The organism is Peribacillus sp. NPDC096448, assembly GCF_044762675.1.
In the GTDB taxonomy this organism is placed as follows: domain Bacteria; phylum Bacillota; class Bacilli; order Bacillales; family DSM-1321; genus Peribacillus; species Peribacillus frigoritolerans_B.
Window position 1 is genome coordinate 277,914 of the sequence record NZ_JBIWEU010000001.1, and the last position, 15,218, is coordinate 293,131.

Genomic DNA, 15,218 nt, shown 5'->3' on the forward strand with positions numbered 1-15,218 from the left:
TGTGGTTGGCCTACCGAAAAAGATTAACACTTCTGGCCCTATTAGACTCATTAATAGTATTATCGGCCATTTATGTAAGTTATTTATTCTTGTATCCCTATTTGGAAATATTTAAATTACCAACACTCTTAGTCACATCAGTCTCTCTATTAATCAGCCATCATTTTTTCGCTTCTATTTATAAACTGTATAAGAAGGCTTGGGAGTATGCAAGTATTGGAGAGTTACTGTCCATTGTTAAAGCCGTAAGCCTATCGGTTATCACTGTAATCGCCATCCAGTTAATGGTTTTTCAAGATGTTTACGTAAGAGCCATGGCATTGACCTGGATGATGCATGTCATCCTAATTGGTGGTTCACGCTTTTCGTGGAGAATGCTTCGTGACCGTTTGATAAATAAGCAAAAGGAAACCAGAAACACATTGGTAATTGGGGCGGGTTCTGCTGGAACCATGGTTGTACGTCAACTTCTTAATAATCATGATACGGAACTAAAACCGGTAGCATTCATAGATGATGATCCAAAAAAAGATAAGCTAGACATTTTAGGTATACCCGTTGTGGGTAATTCTACACATATCCCTGAAATGGTTGAAAAATATCATATAGATAATATTGTCATTGCGATACCTTCATTAAGTAAGAAAGAATTGAAGGTCATTTTTGATGAATGTGTGAAAACGAATGCAAAAACACAAATCATGCCGATGCTTGAAGATATTATGTTAGGGAAAGTAGCTGTCAATCAATTCAAGGAAGTGGAAGTTGAAGATCTTTTAGGTAGAGAACCAGTTGAACTAGATATAACTAGTATATCAGAATATGTTACAAGTAAAACTATTCTAGTGACAGGTGCTGGGGGATCTATAGGGTCTGAAATTTGTCGTCAAATATGTAGATTTTCACCACAAAAAATAGTACTACTGGGGCATGGTGAAAATAGTATTTATCAAATTGATATGGAGTTGAGAAACCTTTATTCTGACTCCGGGAAAATAGAAATAGTACCGGTTATTGCTGATATCCAAGATCGGAATAGAATTTTTGAAGTAATGGGTACTTATAGACCGGACGTGATATATCATGCGGCTGCTCATAAACATGTTCCTCTTATGGAATACAATCCAAGGGAAGCAGTAAAGAATAATATTTTAGGTACAAAAAATGTTGCAGAAGCAGCGGATACATATGCTGTGGAAACTTTTGTTATGATCTCATCTGATAAAGCTGTTAACCCAACGAATGTAATGGGATCAACTAAGCGGATAGCTGAAATGGTCATTCAACAGCTAAATAAGATGAGTTCAACAAAATTCGTCGCTGTAAGATTTGGTAATGTTTTGGGAAGCAGAGGTAGTGTTATACCTCTATTCAAAAAGCAAATTCAAGCAGGGGGACCTATTACGGTTACACATCCTGATATGACTCGTTATTTTATGACCATCCCAGAAGCATCCCGGTTAGTTATCCAAGCTGGATCCCTAGCCAGAGGAGGAGAAATCTTTGTATTAGATATGGGAGAGCCGGTGAAAATTGTAGATTTAGCTACTAATCTTATTCAATTATCAGGTTATACCCTTGATGAAATTGGAATTGATTATTCAGGAATTCGACCTGGAGAAAAGATGTTTGAGGAATTATTAGGGAAGAATGAAGTTCATAAAGAAGCAGTATTTCCTAAGATATTCATTGGGAAAGCGATCCTAGACCAGGAAGAAGAGGTGGATTATCTACTCAGCTTCCATGATAAACTATCATCATTAGAACTTAAAGAATTCGTTGTGAATTTAGCCAATAGGAGAAAAAACAAAGTTTATTTATTAGCGAAGTAATAAAACTAGACGTCGGAATTCTAGTTATTTACACGTTAGAATTTATTGAAATCGCAAAATAAATATATCAAAAGGATGTGTAATATTGAATAATGAGCAAAAAGGTATATTAGATAAGAATTCATATTTAAATTTAAAAAGAATTACTGACTTATTTTTTTCAATATTATTATTAATTCTAGTATCTCCTATCATGTTTTTAGCATGTGTTGCGATTAAGGTAGAATCAAACGGACCTGCAATATTTAAGCAACAACGACCTGGAAAAGATGCAAAGGTGTTCAGAGTATTTAAATTTAGAACAATGAGAGTTGAAACAGAGAAAGACGGAAAAGCCCTTTCAGATATGGAAAGAATGACAAGGATTGGTTCATTGCTACGTAAGACAAGTATCGATGAATTGCCTCAGCTTATTAATATTCTACGTGGTGAAATGAGTTTTATAGGACCAAGGCCTTTACTTGTTAAATATTTAGAGTATTACTCTGAAGAACAAATGAGAAGACATGAAGTAACACCAGGAATATCAGGGTGGGCCCAGGTAAATGGGAGAAATACAATAAGTTGGGAAGAAAAGTTTAAATTCGATAATTGGTATGTGGATAATATCAGTTTATCTCTTGACTTAAAGATACTTTGGCTCACTATATATAATGTCTTAAAAAGAAAAGATATTAATAATTCTCAAGGTGATACAATGCCTTACTTTACAAGAGACACAAATAAAAACTAAATATAATTTTTAAACATCGGAGGTCAATTGATCATGAAGAACTTATTAATCCTAGGAGCCGGTGGACATGGAAAAGTAGTTTCTGAAATAGCTTTACTAAGTAAGGGATGGGACAGTATCGCTTTTCTAGATAATAGAAAAAATATAAAAAATGCTTCGGGTATTCCGGTAATCGGTGAGTTCGATGATTATTCTTTATTTATAAATAAATATAAATATGCCTTTGTTGCAATTGGAGATAATAAATTAAGAAGTTTATGGATAGAGATATTGTCAAGAGAAGGGTTTATAATTCCTGTCTTAGTTCATCCCTATAGCTCAATAAGTAAAACAAGCATCCTAGGTGAGGGAACAGTTGTAATGGCTGGGGCAGTGATTAATGCTGATACTCATATTGGAAAAGGGTGTATTATAAATACTTCTTCAACCATAGACCATGACTGTAGGTTAAGTCATGGTGTACATGTCTCACCTGGTGTAAATATTGGTGGTACTGTAACAATAGGGGAGTACACTTGGGTATGCATAGGTTCAAGTGTAATTAATAATATCAGTATAGGAAGTAATGTAGTTTTGGCAGCTGGAGCAATTGTTAATAAAAATGTTCCTGATAATGTTTTGGCGGCAGGAGTCCCAGCAACAATAAAAAAGCAGGTTGGAGTGTTTGAAAATGACTAACAAAACGATACCCCTTTCAGTACCAAATCTCTCACTAGACATCTTAGAAAACGTAAAAGAAACTATTGAAACAGGGTGGGTATCTACCGGGGGAAGATTTATTGAAGAATTTGAAAGTAAAATAGCTAAATACGTTGGTGTAGATAAAGCTATAGCATGCCAAAGTGGTACATCGGGATTACATCTTGCCCTAAGAGTATTGGGTATTGTTCACGATGATGAAGTAATCGTACCAACCCTTACCTTTATTGCGGCAGTTAATCCTGTCCGATATATGGGTGCGGAGCCTGTATTTATGGACTGCGATGATGATCTAAATATGGACATGGATAAATTGGAAGATTTCTTGGAGAATGAATGTAGTTATATTGAAGGAAGAGTAATTAATAAAAAATCTAAAAAAGTAATAAAAGCAATTATTGCAGTACATGTTTTTGGCAATCCAGTCAAGATAGAAAGACTTATAGAGATTAAGAATAAGTATAATTTAAAGCTTATAGAGGATGCTACTGAGGCTCTGGGTTCTTACTATTCAGAAGGTGAATATGCGGGGAAACATTGTGGAACTCTAGGGGATATAGGAGTATATTCATTTAATGCAAATAAGATTCTCACTACCGGTGGTGGTGGAATGGTAGTATCTCATAACGAGCAGTTATTAGAAGAGATAGCTTTTTTATCAGTTCAAGCTAAAACAAATCCATTATATTTCACTCATGACGAAGTAGGATATAATTATCGTATGACCAATATACAAGCCGCATTTGGAACGGATCAAATAGATAGACTTGAGGGATTTATTGATACAAAGATAAAGAACTATAATCTTTATAAAAAAGCTATAAATAATATAGAAGGATTAACTTTATTACCATTTAGGAATGATACAAGAGCTAATCATTGGTTTTACTCAGTAATTGTTGATAAGGAAAAGTATGGAATGAATCGTGATGAATTATTATTTATGCTAAATGAAAATAAAATTCAAACAAGACCACTATGGGGGTTAATTCATAAGCAAAAACCATATTTAGGAAATCAAGGGCATAGGATCGAAAAAGCAGATTTTTATGAGAGAAGTATAATTAATATTCCTTGTAGTAGTAATTTGGTAAGAGACGAAGTAAATATCGTCTTAGAAAATTTAAGTGACTTATACAGAGTAAATAAATGAAAAAAATATTAATATTAGCAAATAACTCAATAGGTTTATATAACTTTAGATTTGAGTTAATAAAAGAATTAATAAATCAAAAATATGAAGTTTATTTTTCAGTTCCTGAACAACTAGATGATGAAAAAGTACAATTAATAATCAAAGCTGGGGCTCAGCATATTGAAACATATATAAATAGAAGGGGAATTAATCCCTTCGAAGATTGGAAGCTAATAAAAGACTATAAAAAAATAATTAAAGAAGTAAACCCTGATTTAATATTAACATATACTATTAAACCAAATATTTATGGAACATATGCTGCGAAAACTACTGATGTTCCAGTCATTATGAATATAACAGGAATAGGTACTTCATTAACCAATTCAAAACTTAAGAAAATAGTTATAAATTTATATAAGTATGCATGCAAAAAAGCGAAATTTGTATTCTTTCAAAATAAAAGCAATTATAACCTATTTATTTCCAACAACATGGTAAACCCTAATAAAACTATAGTATTACCAGGTTCTGGAGTAAACACTAACAGGTTTATGCCAGTTTCAAAAATAAAAAGAGATGAGAAAGTTAGATTTTTATTTATAGGAAGATTAATGAAAGAAAAAGGAATAGAGGAATATCTTGGAGTAGCTGATACTCTATCAAAGAAATACAAAAATATAGAATTTCAAATATTAGGTCCAATTGAAGAAGAAAAGTATAAAGTTAATATGTTAAACAATAAAAATAAACAAATAAAATATCTTGGAGTATCTAACGATGTTAGAAATGAAATTAGAGAGGTTGATTGTATAGTAAATCCTTCACATCACGAAGGGATGTCCAATGTTTTATTAGAAAGTGCAGCAATGGGCAAGCCTTTAATAGCTTCTAACATACCCGGTTGTAAAGAAATTATAGATGATGGTCAAAATGGATACTTATTTGAAGTCAAAAGTGCAAAATCCCTTAAAAAAACACTTATACAGTTTATAGAATTAGATAAAAATGATAAAGAGAACATGGGGAAAAAAGCAAGAATTAAAGTTGAAGATGAATTTGACAGAAGTTTAGTAATAAACGAGTATACGAAAGTAATAAATTACATCATAAAGGGCGGTAAAAATGAGCTTATATGAAGCAATAAAAAATAAAAAAGAAAAAATATCAGTTATTGGTTTAGGTTACGTAGGAATGCCTCTTGCTATATCATTTTCTAAAATTGTAGATGTAGTGGGTTTTGATATTTCTAAAGAAAAAGTACAGAATTATTTAAATGGTATAGATGTTACTAAAGAAGTGGGTAACGAAGCAATTAAAGTAACCTCAGCTGTATTAACTTGGGAAGAAAAGTATTTGAGAGATTGTAAGTTTCATATTGTAGCTGTCCCAACACCTATTAACTCTGATAAAACACCGAATCTTAGCCCTATTATAGGTGCAAGTAAAACAGTAGGAAAAAACCTTACAAAAGGATCAATCGTAGTATTTGAATCTACCGTATATCCTGGGGTTACTGAAGATATTTGTGTACCAATTTTAGAAGAAGAATCAGGTTTAAAATACGGAATCGATTTTAAGGTGGGATACTCACCGGAAAGAATAAATCCAGGAGACAAAGTACATAGGCTTGAAAGTATAGTGAAAGTTGTTTCTGGTATGGACGAAGATTCTCTAGAGGAAATAGCAAATGTTTATAAAATGATAATTGAAGCCGGAGTATACAAAGCAGAAAGTATAAAAGTAGCAGAAGCAGCTAAGGTTATTGAAAATTCTCAGAGAGATATTAATATTGCATTTATGAATGAATTATCCATTATTTTTAATAAGTTAGGAATAGATACAAATGCAGTATTAAAAGCAGCAGGAACGAAATGGAATTTCCTTAACTTTTCACCTGGTCTTGTTGGAGGGCATTGTATTGGCGTTGATCCCTATTATCTGACTTATAAAGCTGAAGAAATGGGATACCACTCTCAAATTGTCCTTTCAGGTAGAAAGATTAATGATGATATGGGTAAGTATGTAGCCGAAAATACCGTTAAGAATCTTATAAAAGCTGATAAGCAGATTAAAGGTGCAAAAGTAGGGATTTTTGGTGTAACTTTCAAAGAAAACTGTCCAGACGTAAGAAATACAAAAGTAGTAGATATTATTAATGAATTAGAGGAATATGGAATTGAAACCAGAGTAGTAGATCCTTTAGCAGATAAAGAAGATTTATGGAATGAATATAGGATAAATCCATGTAACCTAGAAGACATAAAAGAAATGGATGCTTTAATCTTTGCAGTACCTCATGAAGAGTTTAAATCCTTTAGTTTAGAACAGGTAAGAGAGCTATACTGGAATCATAAACCAGTTTTAATAGATGTAAAAGGAATGTTTAATCGAAAAGAAGCAGAAAATATGAATTATTTATACTGGAGGCTCTAAAATGAATTTTGAAAAAGTGGAATTTCCAGCAGGCACACAATTCCTTGTAACTGGTGCTGCTGGTTTTATTGGATCAAACTTAGTAGAAGCTCTACTTAATCTTGGGATGAGAGTACGTGGGGTTGATAATTTCGCTTCAGGAAAGCAGGAAAATCTATTATTATTTAAAAATAACCCAAGTTTTGAATTTATTGAAGGTGATATTTGTGATTTTGAAACTTGTCAAAAAATATGTGATGGAGTTGAGTATATATTCCATCAAGCAGCTTTAGGGTCTGTTCCACGTTCTATCAATCTTCCCCTTATATATGAAGAAACTAATATTAAGGGAACTCATAATATGATGGAAGCTGCACGAAAAACAGGAAAGGTTAAGAGATTCATTTACGCGTCTTCCTCCTCGGTTTACGGTGATTCTGCTATTTCACCCAAAGTTGAAGGCGATGAGGGTGAATTACTATCACCTTATGCAGTAACTAAAGCAGTTAATGAATATTACGGAGCTTTGTATACTCGTTTATATGGGTTGCCATGTATTGGTCTTCGTTACTTTAATGTTTTTGGTCGCCGTCAAGACCCTCACTCGCAATATTCAGCGGTGATACCTATTTTTGTTAAAAAATTATTATTAAATCAGTCTCCTACCATAAATGGTGATGGAAGTCAGAGTAGGGATTTTACATTTATTGAAAATGTTATAGAGGCTAATTTAAAGTCTTGCTTAGCTTCTTTAGAAGCTTGTGGGAAAGCTTATAATATTGCATATGGAGAAAGCATAACGCTTAATTTACTTTATAAAAAGATTTGCAATCTTTTAGATAGTAATATTGAACCGATTTTTGGTCCTGAAAGAACTGGAGATATTAAGCATTCACTTGCAGATATATCTAAAGCAAGAACGCTATTAGGGTATAATCCTTCATGGAACTTTGAACAAGGATTCAAATTAACTATCGAATGGTATAAAGAATATCTTGTTGATCGACCAAAAAATATTCAAGGCAATTGATAAAAGGAGGAAGTACTTTTTGAGCCCTAAACGCATATTACATTCGGTAGGAATAATGAATCGTGGTGGATTAGAAACTTTAATAATGAATATATACAGAAATATTGACCGCAATCATTTACAATTTGATTTTTTAGTTCATAGAGAAGAGTCGGGTGATTTTGATAACGAAATTCAAAGCCTTGGTGGAAAAATCCACTATATTCCTTATGTAACTAAAGTAGGTCATTTTAGATATAAAGAGGCTTTAAATAATTTTTTTAAAAACCATTCAGAGTACCAAGTAGTTCATTCACATATGAATGCAATGAGTGGCCTAATTTTAAAATCTGCAAAGAAACAGTGTGTTCCAATTCGTATCGCTCATAGTCACAGTGCACAGTATGGGAACTCATTACCTGAGAAGGCATATAAAAGGTTAGTTTCTTTGGCTATACCCTCAGTGGCCACGCACTTTTTTTCCTGTTCGCAATTAGCAGGTATTAGTCTTTTTGGTAAAAAAATAGCGAACGGTAAAATGATTCACATTAAAAATGGAGTGGATTTAAAAAAATTCACTTATAATAAAGAAATTAGAAACAAAATTAGGAGAGAATTAGAAGTAAATGATGAAACACTTGTTATAGGGCATGTAGGAAGATTTCAACAAATGAAAAACCACGATTTTTTAATTGATGTTTTTGCTGAATTTCATAAGAAGAATTCAAATTCAGTTTTGGTATTAGTAGGCGATGGTATACTAAAGCAAAAAATTGAACAAAAAGTAAAAGAACTGAATTTAAATAAAGTAGTTTATTTTTTAGGTGTTCGAGACGATGTTCATGAAGTTATGCAAGCATTTAATGTATTATTATTGCCATCATTATATGAAGGTTTACCAGTAACATTAGTAGAAGCTCAAGCAATTGGGTTAAAGTGTATTATTTCCAATGCTGTCACAACGGATGTTGATTTAGGTTTAGGACTTGCGAAATTTATAAGTTTAAATGATTCAGTATCAAAATGGGTTGAGGAAATATCAAAAAATAGTCAAATAGTCAACTCTCATAATAAAATCATAGAAAATGGATATGATATTGTAACAACTTCAAATTGGTTAGAAGATTTTTATTCTAAGGAAATATATAATATAGATAAATTGAAGACTGATGTTTTTTGATGGGAGTTTAAGTAATTATGAAAAAAGTTTCTGTTGTTATACCTACATATAAACGTCCTGTTTTTTTAGAAAGAGCAATTGATAGCGTGCTCAGCCAAGATTACGCTGATTTAGAAATTATAGTTGTAGATGATAATGGTCAAGGAACTATAGAACAAATTGAAACATACAAAAAAATCAAAAGGTATATAAAGTTGGGAAATTTTAAATATATTGCACATGAAATAAACTTAAATGGTTCTTGTGCACGTAATACCGGTATTAAAAATTCTAGTGGTAACTATATTTGTTTTCTAGATGATGATGATCAGTTTGAACCAAGTAAAATTCGTAACCAAGTAAAATTACTTGAAAATCAAGATGAAAATTGGGGAGCTTGTTACTCTGGACATACTAGAATATATCCAACTGGGGCTAAGTTTATTCATGTTCCTAAACATCGTGGAGACTTGTACTTTGAAATACTTGCAAGTAAAATAGATCATTGTGCAGGTAGTACATTAATGATTAAAAGTGAAGTTATTAATAAGGTTGGCTATTTTGATGAAAGTTTCCTTAGGCATCAGGATATAGAATTTATTCTACGAATTTCTCGGAATTATAAAATAGAAGTTGAAAAGGAGTCATTAGTTAATATATATATGCATTCTGATTCTAATAGATCAAAAAATGCCGAACAATTTGAGGTACGTAAAAAATACTTTTTAGAGAAGTTTAATAATGCTATCGAAATTCTGCCTAAAAATAAAAAAAAGTATATATTTTATACGCATAATATTGATATTGCAAAACAATTTTTTAAACAAAAAAATATTAAGAAAGGTCTATGGTATGTTAAAGCCTCAGGAAGTCCTTTTAAGGGTTTATATAAAGTATTTCTAGATTCAACTGCCTACTATTTTCGTCAAATGCTTATAAAGTTAGGAAGATAAGATGGAAAATAAGGAAATAAAACATTTAATAATTTCAAAACGGCTAATAAAAATTAATAGTTTACTAGTTGCCATAATTATTTCTGCTAATATATTAGCTATTGCAATCAATCTCATAACGGGACTTAATAATACAGTGATAATTCCTTTTATTGTATGTTCATTGATTTCATTTGTTATAAATAGAAAACAAAATCTCGTAATTGTAATTCCTTTAAGTCTTTTTTTTCTTATATATTTTTTGTTATCATATTTGCAAATTGGAGCAAGCCCACATTGGAAGGACTATCTAATGTCCTTTTTCGCTTTTGGAATCACATCATTTATTGTAACCTCGCAGCCTTTTGAGGTGAAAAAAATAATGAAATACATTACTCTAATATATGTTTTTACATCTTGGATTTTCCTATTCTTAGATTTAGAGAATATGTTACCAGGAAATAAAATGGGATTGGGCTACCTTATATTACCAGTAATTCTTGTCTGTATCTATCAACTTTTTTATATAAAGATAAAGTCCTCCCAGAAGTTATATTATTTTATTATAATCGTTTGGTATGGTTATTTTATGATGAAAGTTGGCACAAGGGGCGCTTTTTTATCAATCGGTCTATATATATTTTTATTATTTGTTATTACAAAGAAAATAACTATTAATAGAATTATTATTTATCTTTTGGGCTTAGGTACTTTGATTTTTGTTTATACTAATATTTTGCCATTGCTTTTAGTTGCAAGAAATTTATTGGAGAACCTAAATATTAAAAGTAACTTTATTGAAAAAAGCGTTTTATTAATAGAAGGGAACAATGTTTTTAATGGTAGGGATATTCTGTATGAGTCTGCATTTAATGGTTTTAAAGAGAGCTGGTTCTATGGAAAAGGAATAGGTTTTTTTCACGATCATTACGGAACATATATACATAATATCTTTTTACAAATGTTAAATGAAAGTGGAGTGTTATTAATTATTCCATTTGTGTTTTTAATTTTATATTGTATATTTTTACTTTTCTTAAGTAAAAAAATAGACCAAAGTTTTAAACTTTTTATTTGCTTTATATTTTCTTTGGCAATTCCAAAACTAATAGTATCTTCTATTTATTGGAAGGAACAAGGGTTTTGGATTTTGATTATCATGATAATTAGTTTTAAAATGTTTAAAAATTATAGGTTTAGTAAGGTATAAGCATAGTATAAAATGTTTAATATCTAGATATTAAGAGGTATCATTGAAATGTTTTTTTTAAGGAAAGTTTTTTCAGGTAAGTATTTAAGTGACATAATAACTCTGTCAATAGGTTCTATTATTGCGCAGTTGATTATGGTTATTTCATCCCCCCTAATAACAAGGCTATATACTCCAGCTCAATTTGGGGTATATACGCTATTAATGACAATTGTATCAGTAATTGGACCAAATATTAATGGTCGATTTGATATGGCTATAGTGACATCTGAAAATAAAAAAGAAGCAGATGTATTAACTGTAACCAGTATGCTATTCTGCTTAATGATGACCTTTTTTATTTCAGTAGGGCTACTCTTCATTTATATTTTTGTACCTGATACTTTTAAAAAAATAGGGCCTTGGATATTTATTTTAATTCCTATTTTTTTGTTATCAGGAGTAATCAATACTTTATTAAGTTATAATAATAAATATAAACAATACAAGCTTATAAGGTCGGTTTCAGTAATGAGATCAATTGTTCTGTCCTTTGGACAAGTAATATTTGGTTTTTTTGGATTGGGTATTATAGGCTTAATTGCTTCTCAAGTAATCTCTTTAGCACTTGGAGTTAAGAGACAAGCAAAATTTTGTTTTGGTAATATAAGAGATTTAATAACGGTAAGGAAATCTGAGGTATACTGCATAGTAAAAAAATATAAAAATCAGCCAATGTATTCTTTGCCTGCAAATGTGGTAAATGCATTGTCCTACTCATTAACCTATTTTTTTATAACAAATATGTATGGAGTAAAAGAAGTGGGGTTTTATGCCCTTTGCCAAACAGTTCTAGGAATGCCTATAACAATAATTTGTAGTAATGTTTCACGTGTGTTTTTTAGGCAGGCGGGTGAAGCATATCAAAAAAAGGGGAGTTTCTTTTCCGTATTTAAAAAGACTATATTAATATTATCAGTAGGTTCGATACCAATTTTCTTGATTTTGTTTCTTTTCTCTAATAAAATTTTTACTTTTGCGTTCGGGAACGAATGGGGAGTCGCTGGGGAATATGCCCAAATTATGGCACCTATGTTTGCAATCCGTTTTATTACAATCCCTGTTATAAGTTCTTTGTTAATTATCGGAAAACAAAGTGTTGAATTTGTAATGCAAATAACATTTATTTTATTTTCACTATTAATTTATATTTATGCGAAAATATCAGGTTTTTCAATTGATACTTACCTATTATTAACTAGTATAATGTTTTTTATTAACTATTTGATAATTCTTACGGTTATATATAGAGTAGCAAGAGGTAAAACTTCGAACTGAAATAGTTATTGAAATGAGTTGTATTTATTTAGGGAAAGTGGGATCGGCTCTCTGTTTTATGTAAGGTGAATTACCAAAAGATATGCATAATTTTGTTAGTATCCATCTAACTTGGGAATTCCGTAGGAGTCGATCATTTTGCTATACTATAAAAAACGCATACCTTAATTTTTATAATGATTATCTCTAAAAGAATAAATAATAAAGACATATGGATTTTCCGAAAAAACACAAAGAATCATAATTGCCTACAAATAGAGTAACCCCAAGTAGTTCCTAGATTAATTCCCTTCAAATTATATAAAAGCCTCAAACAAAAATAATAAAGCATAAGACAAACCCAACTTTCAGGAAGGCGTGTTATATAATTAATTTATTTTTTTTTAGTTGTTGGAGTCTAGGCAATATATCAAAAATATTTTTAATAGGAGTCCAGTTCTAAAAAGCTAACAAAAATGTATACAAGGTAAATTTGCAACGGTAAAATTATTGAGCTTAAAATCTAGTTTTTAGGAGTACAAATGATTATAAAAAAATGGCGATTGAAAAGTGCGATTATATTTTTCCTTGTAATTTTTTTTATTTTTATAAATCTAAATAACAATTTTAATAGAAATCATAAAAATATTAAAATGAATAATAAGGTTAGTGTTGAAAATTTTAAAGCACTACCAAATGATAATAATGAAGATACACTTTTTATTCAAAAGGCAATCGATCATGTTGCTAAAGATGGAGGAGGAACTATTCTTTTTCCAAAAGGTACTTACCTAATTGATGCAATAAGATCTATTGTATTGCGAGATAATATAATTTTAAAATTTGATAAAGGTACTATCTTAAAAGCTCTTCCCAATGATAAAGGTTCTTATGAAATAGTTAGGATTCATGGAGTAAAGAATGCTTCTTTGACAGGCAATGTAGTAATTGAGGGGGAAAGGGAAGAACATATAGGGGAAAAAGGGGAATGGGGTTTTGGAGTTAGTATTAGAGGATCAGAAAATATTCTTCTTGAAAATATTACGATTAAAAATTGTTGGGGAGATGGAATATATATAGGAAGCACTGAAAATAAAAGTTATAGTAAGAACATTACTATTAATAACCCTGTTTTAAAGAATAACCAAAGACAAGGTATTTCAGTTATATCCGTAATCAAATTGAAAATTGTAAATCCATTTATAAGTGATACAAAAGGAAAAGCTCCTGAAAGTGGAATTGATTTGGAGCCTAACAATCCAATGGAACGTCTCGAAAGTGTAGAAATAATAAATCCTTTTACAGAAAATAATAATGGAACGGGATTACTTATTAACCTTAAATATTTACACGGCAGTAAATATTCTGTAAGCATAAAAGTATATGATGTAAAAAATGTAAAAGATGGTATCCAAATTGTAAAACCTAGAAATATAAAGGGAACGGTGGAAATTATTAAAGTATATTAAATATTTATAGGAATATAAAAAAGTTATCGTGTAAATTTTAAAATTTCTATTTCTATTTCATTATAAACACATCGGAAAAAATATGCATTTAAGGGTAATTATAGTAGGGTGATTTTGTTTGAATATAAGTAAATTAAGTAGGAAAGGAGATTAATATGCTCAATAAATTTACCTATAAAGTGGAATCTGATTCTTTGGAATTAAGTTTGTTACTTGAACTACTAAAGGATAATAATAAGTTGAATATTGACTCTAATCTATTACAGGAAATTAACTGGAATCATTTTCTCCATCTAGTATGGCGTCATCGTGTATATTCCTATATTTATTTTAAATTTAAAAAAATTAATCATAAAGGGATCCCAGCATATGTTATTCAAAAGCTGCACCAAGAATATAAAAAGAATACCTTTCAAATGCTCAACTTAAGTGGAGAGATGGAGGTAATTAGTAAACTTTTTATTGAAAGTAAAATCCCTCTTCTATATCTAAAAGGGCCTGTTATTGCTGACGACCTATATGGTGATATTTCTCTTAGAACTTCACGAGATTTAGATATTCTTATTAAAATAAGTGATTTAGAAAGAGCAGAAAAGATTCTATTGGATTATGGTTATGAGAGGCATGAAGAGGAAGGATTAATGAATGAAAGAAATTGGAGAAGACACCACATAACCTTCTTTCATGCTAAAAAGGGAATTTGTATTGAACTCCATTGGAGATTGCAAAGTCGACCATCAAAGGAACCAAGTTTTTTTGCATTATGGGAGAGAAAAAGGAAAAGTAAGTTAACAAACTTTCCTGTTTACTTTTTGGGAAATGAAGATTTATTTTTATTTCTAGTTTCTCATGGTGCACGTCATGGTTGGGGACGACTTCGTTGGCTATTAGATATAGATAAAATTTCACGAAAATCGTTAAATACTGATAAAGTAAAATTATTAATAAAAGAGTATAAAAATCATTATATGGTAGGTCAAGCAATAATATTATCTTCACAACTTTTAAATACTCCTGTCAATAAAGAAATGCAAATATTCTTAAAAGAAAATCATTCTAAAAAGTTGGCTAAAAAGGCACTATATTTTATTAATGAGATTGAATCTTATGAAATAATAATGTCTACTAATAAATATAGGCGCTATTTATTTTCATTAAAATCAGCTGAGCAAAAAACAATTTTTCTTTTAATCTTATTTTATCCGGGGAAAGCAGATTTTAATACTTTAAAATTACCTAAGTCACTACATTTTTTATACTTTCCTTTACGCCCTTTTTTAAAAACATGGAGAATAGCAAGGAAAGTTGTTATAAAGCGGTTATAATATG

13 protein-coding genes are annotated in these 15,218 nt (G+C 30.5%); all 13 read left to right on the plus strand.

What is annotated here, in order from left to right; all coding sequences use genetic code 11:
* Positions 1–5: 5 nt before the first annotated feature.
* The 13 genes from ACIQ0C_RS01350 to ACIQ0C_RS01410 all read left to right on the plus strand — a co-directional run bounded on the left by ACIQ0C_RS01350 (position 6) and on the right by ACIQ0C_RS01410 (position 15,214).
* Entirely contained in the window at positions 6–1,832 is a 1,827-nt protein-coding gene (locus ACIQ0C_RS01350) for a polysaccharide biosynthesis protein (protein ID WP_403056203.1), read from the plus strand.
* Positions 1,833–1,917: 85 nt separating this feature from the next.
* Positions 1,918–2,565: a sugar transferase gene (locus ACIQ0C_RS01355; protein WP_403056206.1), complete on the plus strand. Its 648-nt coding sequence runs from the start codon at positions 1,918–1,920 to the stop codon at positions 2,563–2,565.
* 33 nt (positions 2,566–2,598) lie between these two features.
* Positions 2,599–3,243 (plus strand): acetyltransferase, encoded by a 645-nt coding sequence (locus ACIQ0C_RS01360; protein WP_403056209.1) that lies wholly within the window; start codon positions 2,599–2,601, stop codon positions 3,241–3,243.
* A complete protein-coding gene (locus tag ACIQ0C_RS01365; RefSeq protein WP_403056212.1) occupies positions 3,236–4,417 on the plus strand; it encodes a LegC family aminotransferase in 1,182 nt (393 codons plus the stop codon). The genes ACIQ0C_RS01360 and ACIQ0C_RS01365 overlap by 8 nt, the downstream gene beginning before the upstream one ends.
* Positions 4,414–5,538 (plus strand): glycosyltransferase family 4 protein, encoded by a 1,125-nt coding sequence (locus ACIQ0C_RS01370; RefSeq protein ID WP_403056215.1) that lies wholly within the window; start codon positions 4,414–4,416, stop codon positions 5,536–5,538. The genes ACIQ0C_RS01365 and ACIQ0C_RS01370 overlap by 4 nt, the downstream gene beginning before the upstream one ends.
* On the plus strand, positions 5,525–6,835 hold the full coding sequence (locus tag ACIQ0C_RS01375) for a nucleotide sugar dehydrogenase (protein ID WP_403056218.1): 1,311 nt from the start codon (positions 5,525–5,527) through the stop codon (positions 6,833–6,835). The genes ACIQ0C_RS01370 and ACIQ0C_RS01375 overlap by 14 nt, the downstream gene beginning before the upstream one ends.
* Position 6,836: 1 nt before the next feature.
* Positions 6,837–7,844 (plus strand): SDR family oxidoreductase, encoded by a 1,008-nt coding sequence (locus tag ACIQ0C_RS01380; protein WP_403056221.1) that lies wholly within the window; start codon positions 6,837–6,839, stop codon positions 7,842–7,844.
* Positions 7,845–7,899: 55 nt separating this feature from the next.
* Positions 7,900–9,003: a glycosyltransferase family 1 protein gene (locus tag ACIQ0C_RS01385; protein WP_403057088.1), complete on the plus strand. Its 1,104-nt coding sequence runs from the start codon at positions 7,900–7,902 to the stop codon at positions 9,001–9,003.
* 17 nt (positions 9,004–9,020) lie between these two features.
* Positions 9,021–9,935: a glycosyltransferase family 2 protein gene (locus ACIQ0C_RS01390; protein WP_403056224.1), complete on the plus strand. Its 915-nt coding sequence runs from the start codon at positions 9,021–9,023 to the stop codon at positions 9,933–9,935.
* Between the two features lies 1 nt (position 9,936).
* Entirely contained in the window at positions 9,937–11,124 is a 1,188-nt protein-coding gene (locus ACIQ0C_RS01395; protein ID WP_403056227.1) for an O-antigen ligase family protein, read from the plus strand.
* A gap of 48 nt (positions 11,125–11,172) precedes the next feature.
* Positions 11,173–12,441 (plus strand): lipopolysaccharide biosynthesis protein, encoded by a 1,269-nt coding sequence (locus ACIQ0C_RS01400; RefSeq protein ID WP_403056230.1) that lies wholly within the window; start codon positions 11,173–11,175, stop codon positions 12,439–12,441.
* Positions 12,442–12,962: 521 nt separating this feature from the next.
* Entirely contained in the window at positions 12,963–13,889 is a 927-nt protein-coding gene (locus ACIQ0C_RS01405; RefSeq protein ID WP_403056233.1) for a right-handed parallel beta-helix repeat-containing protein, read from the plus strand.
* 155 nt (positions 13,890–14,044) lie between these two features.
* Positions 14,045–15,214 carry a nucleotidyltransferase domain-containing protein gene (locus ACIQ0C_RS01410; protein ID WP_403056236.1) on the plus strand — a complete coding sequence of 390 codons (1,170 nt, stop codon included), beginning with the start codon at positions 14,045–14,047 and terminating at the stop codon, positions 15,212–15,214.
* Positions 15,215–15,218 lie beyond the last annotated feature (4 nt).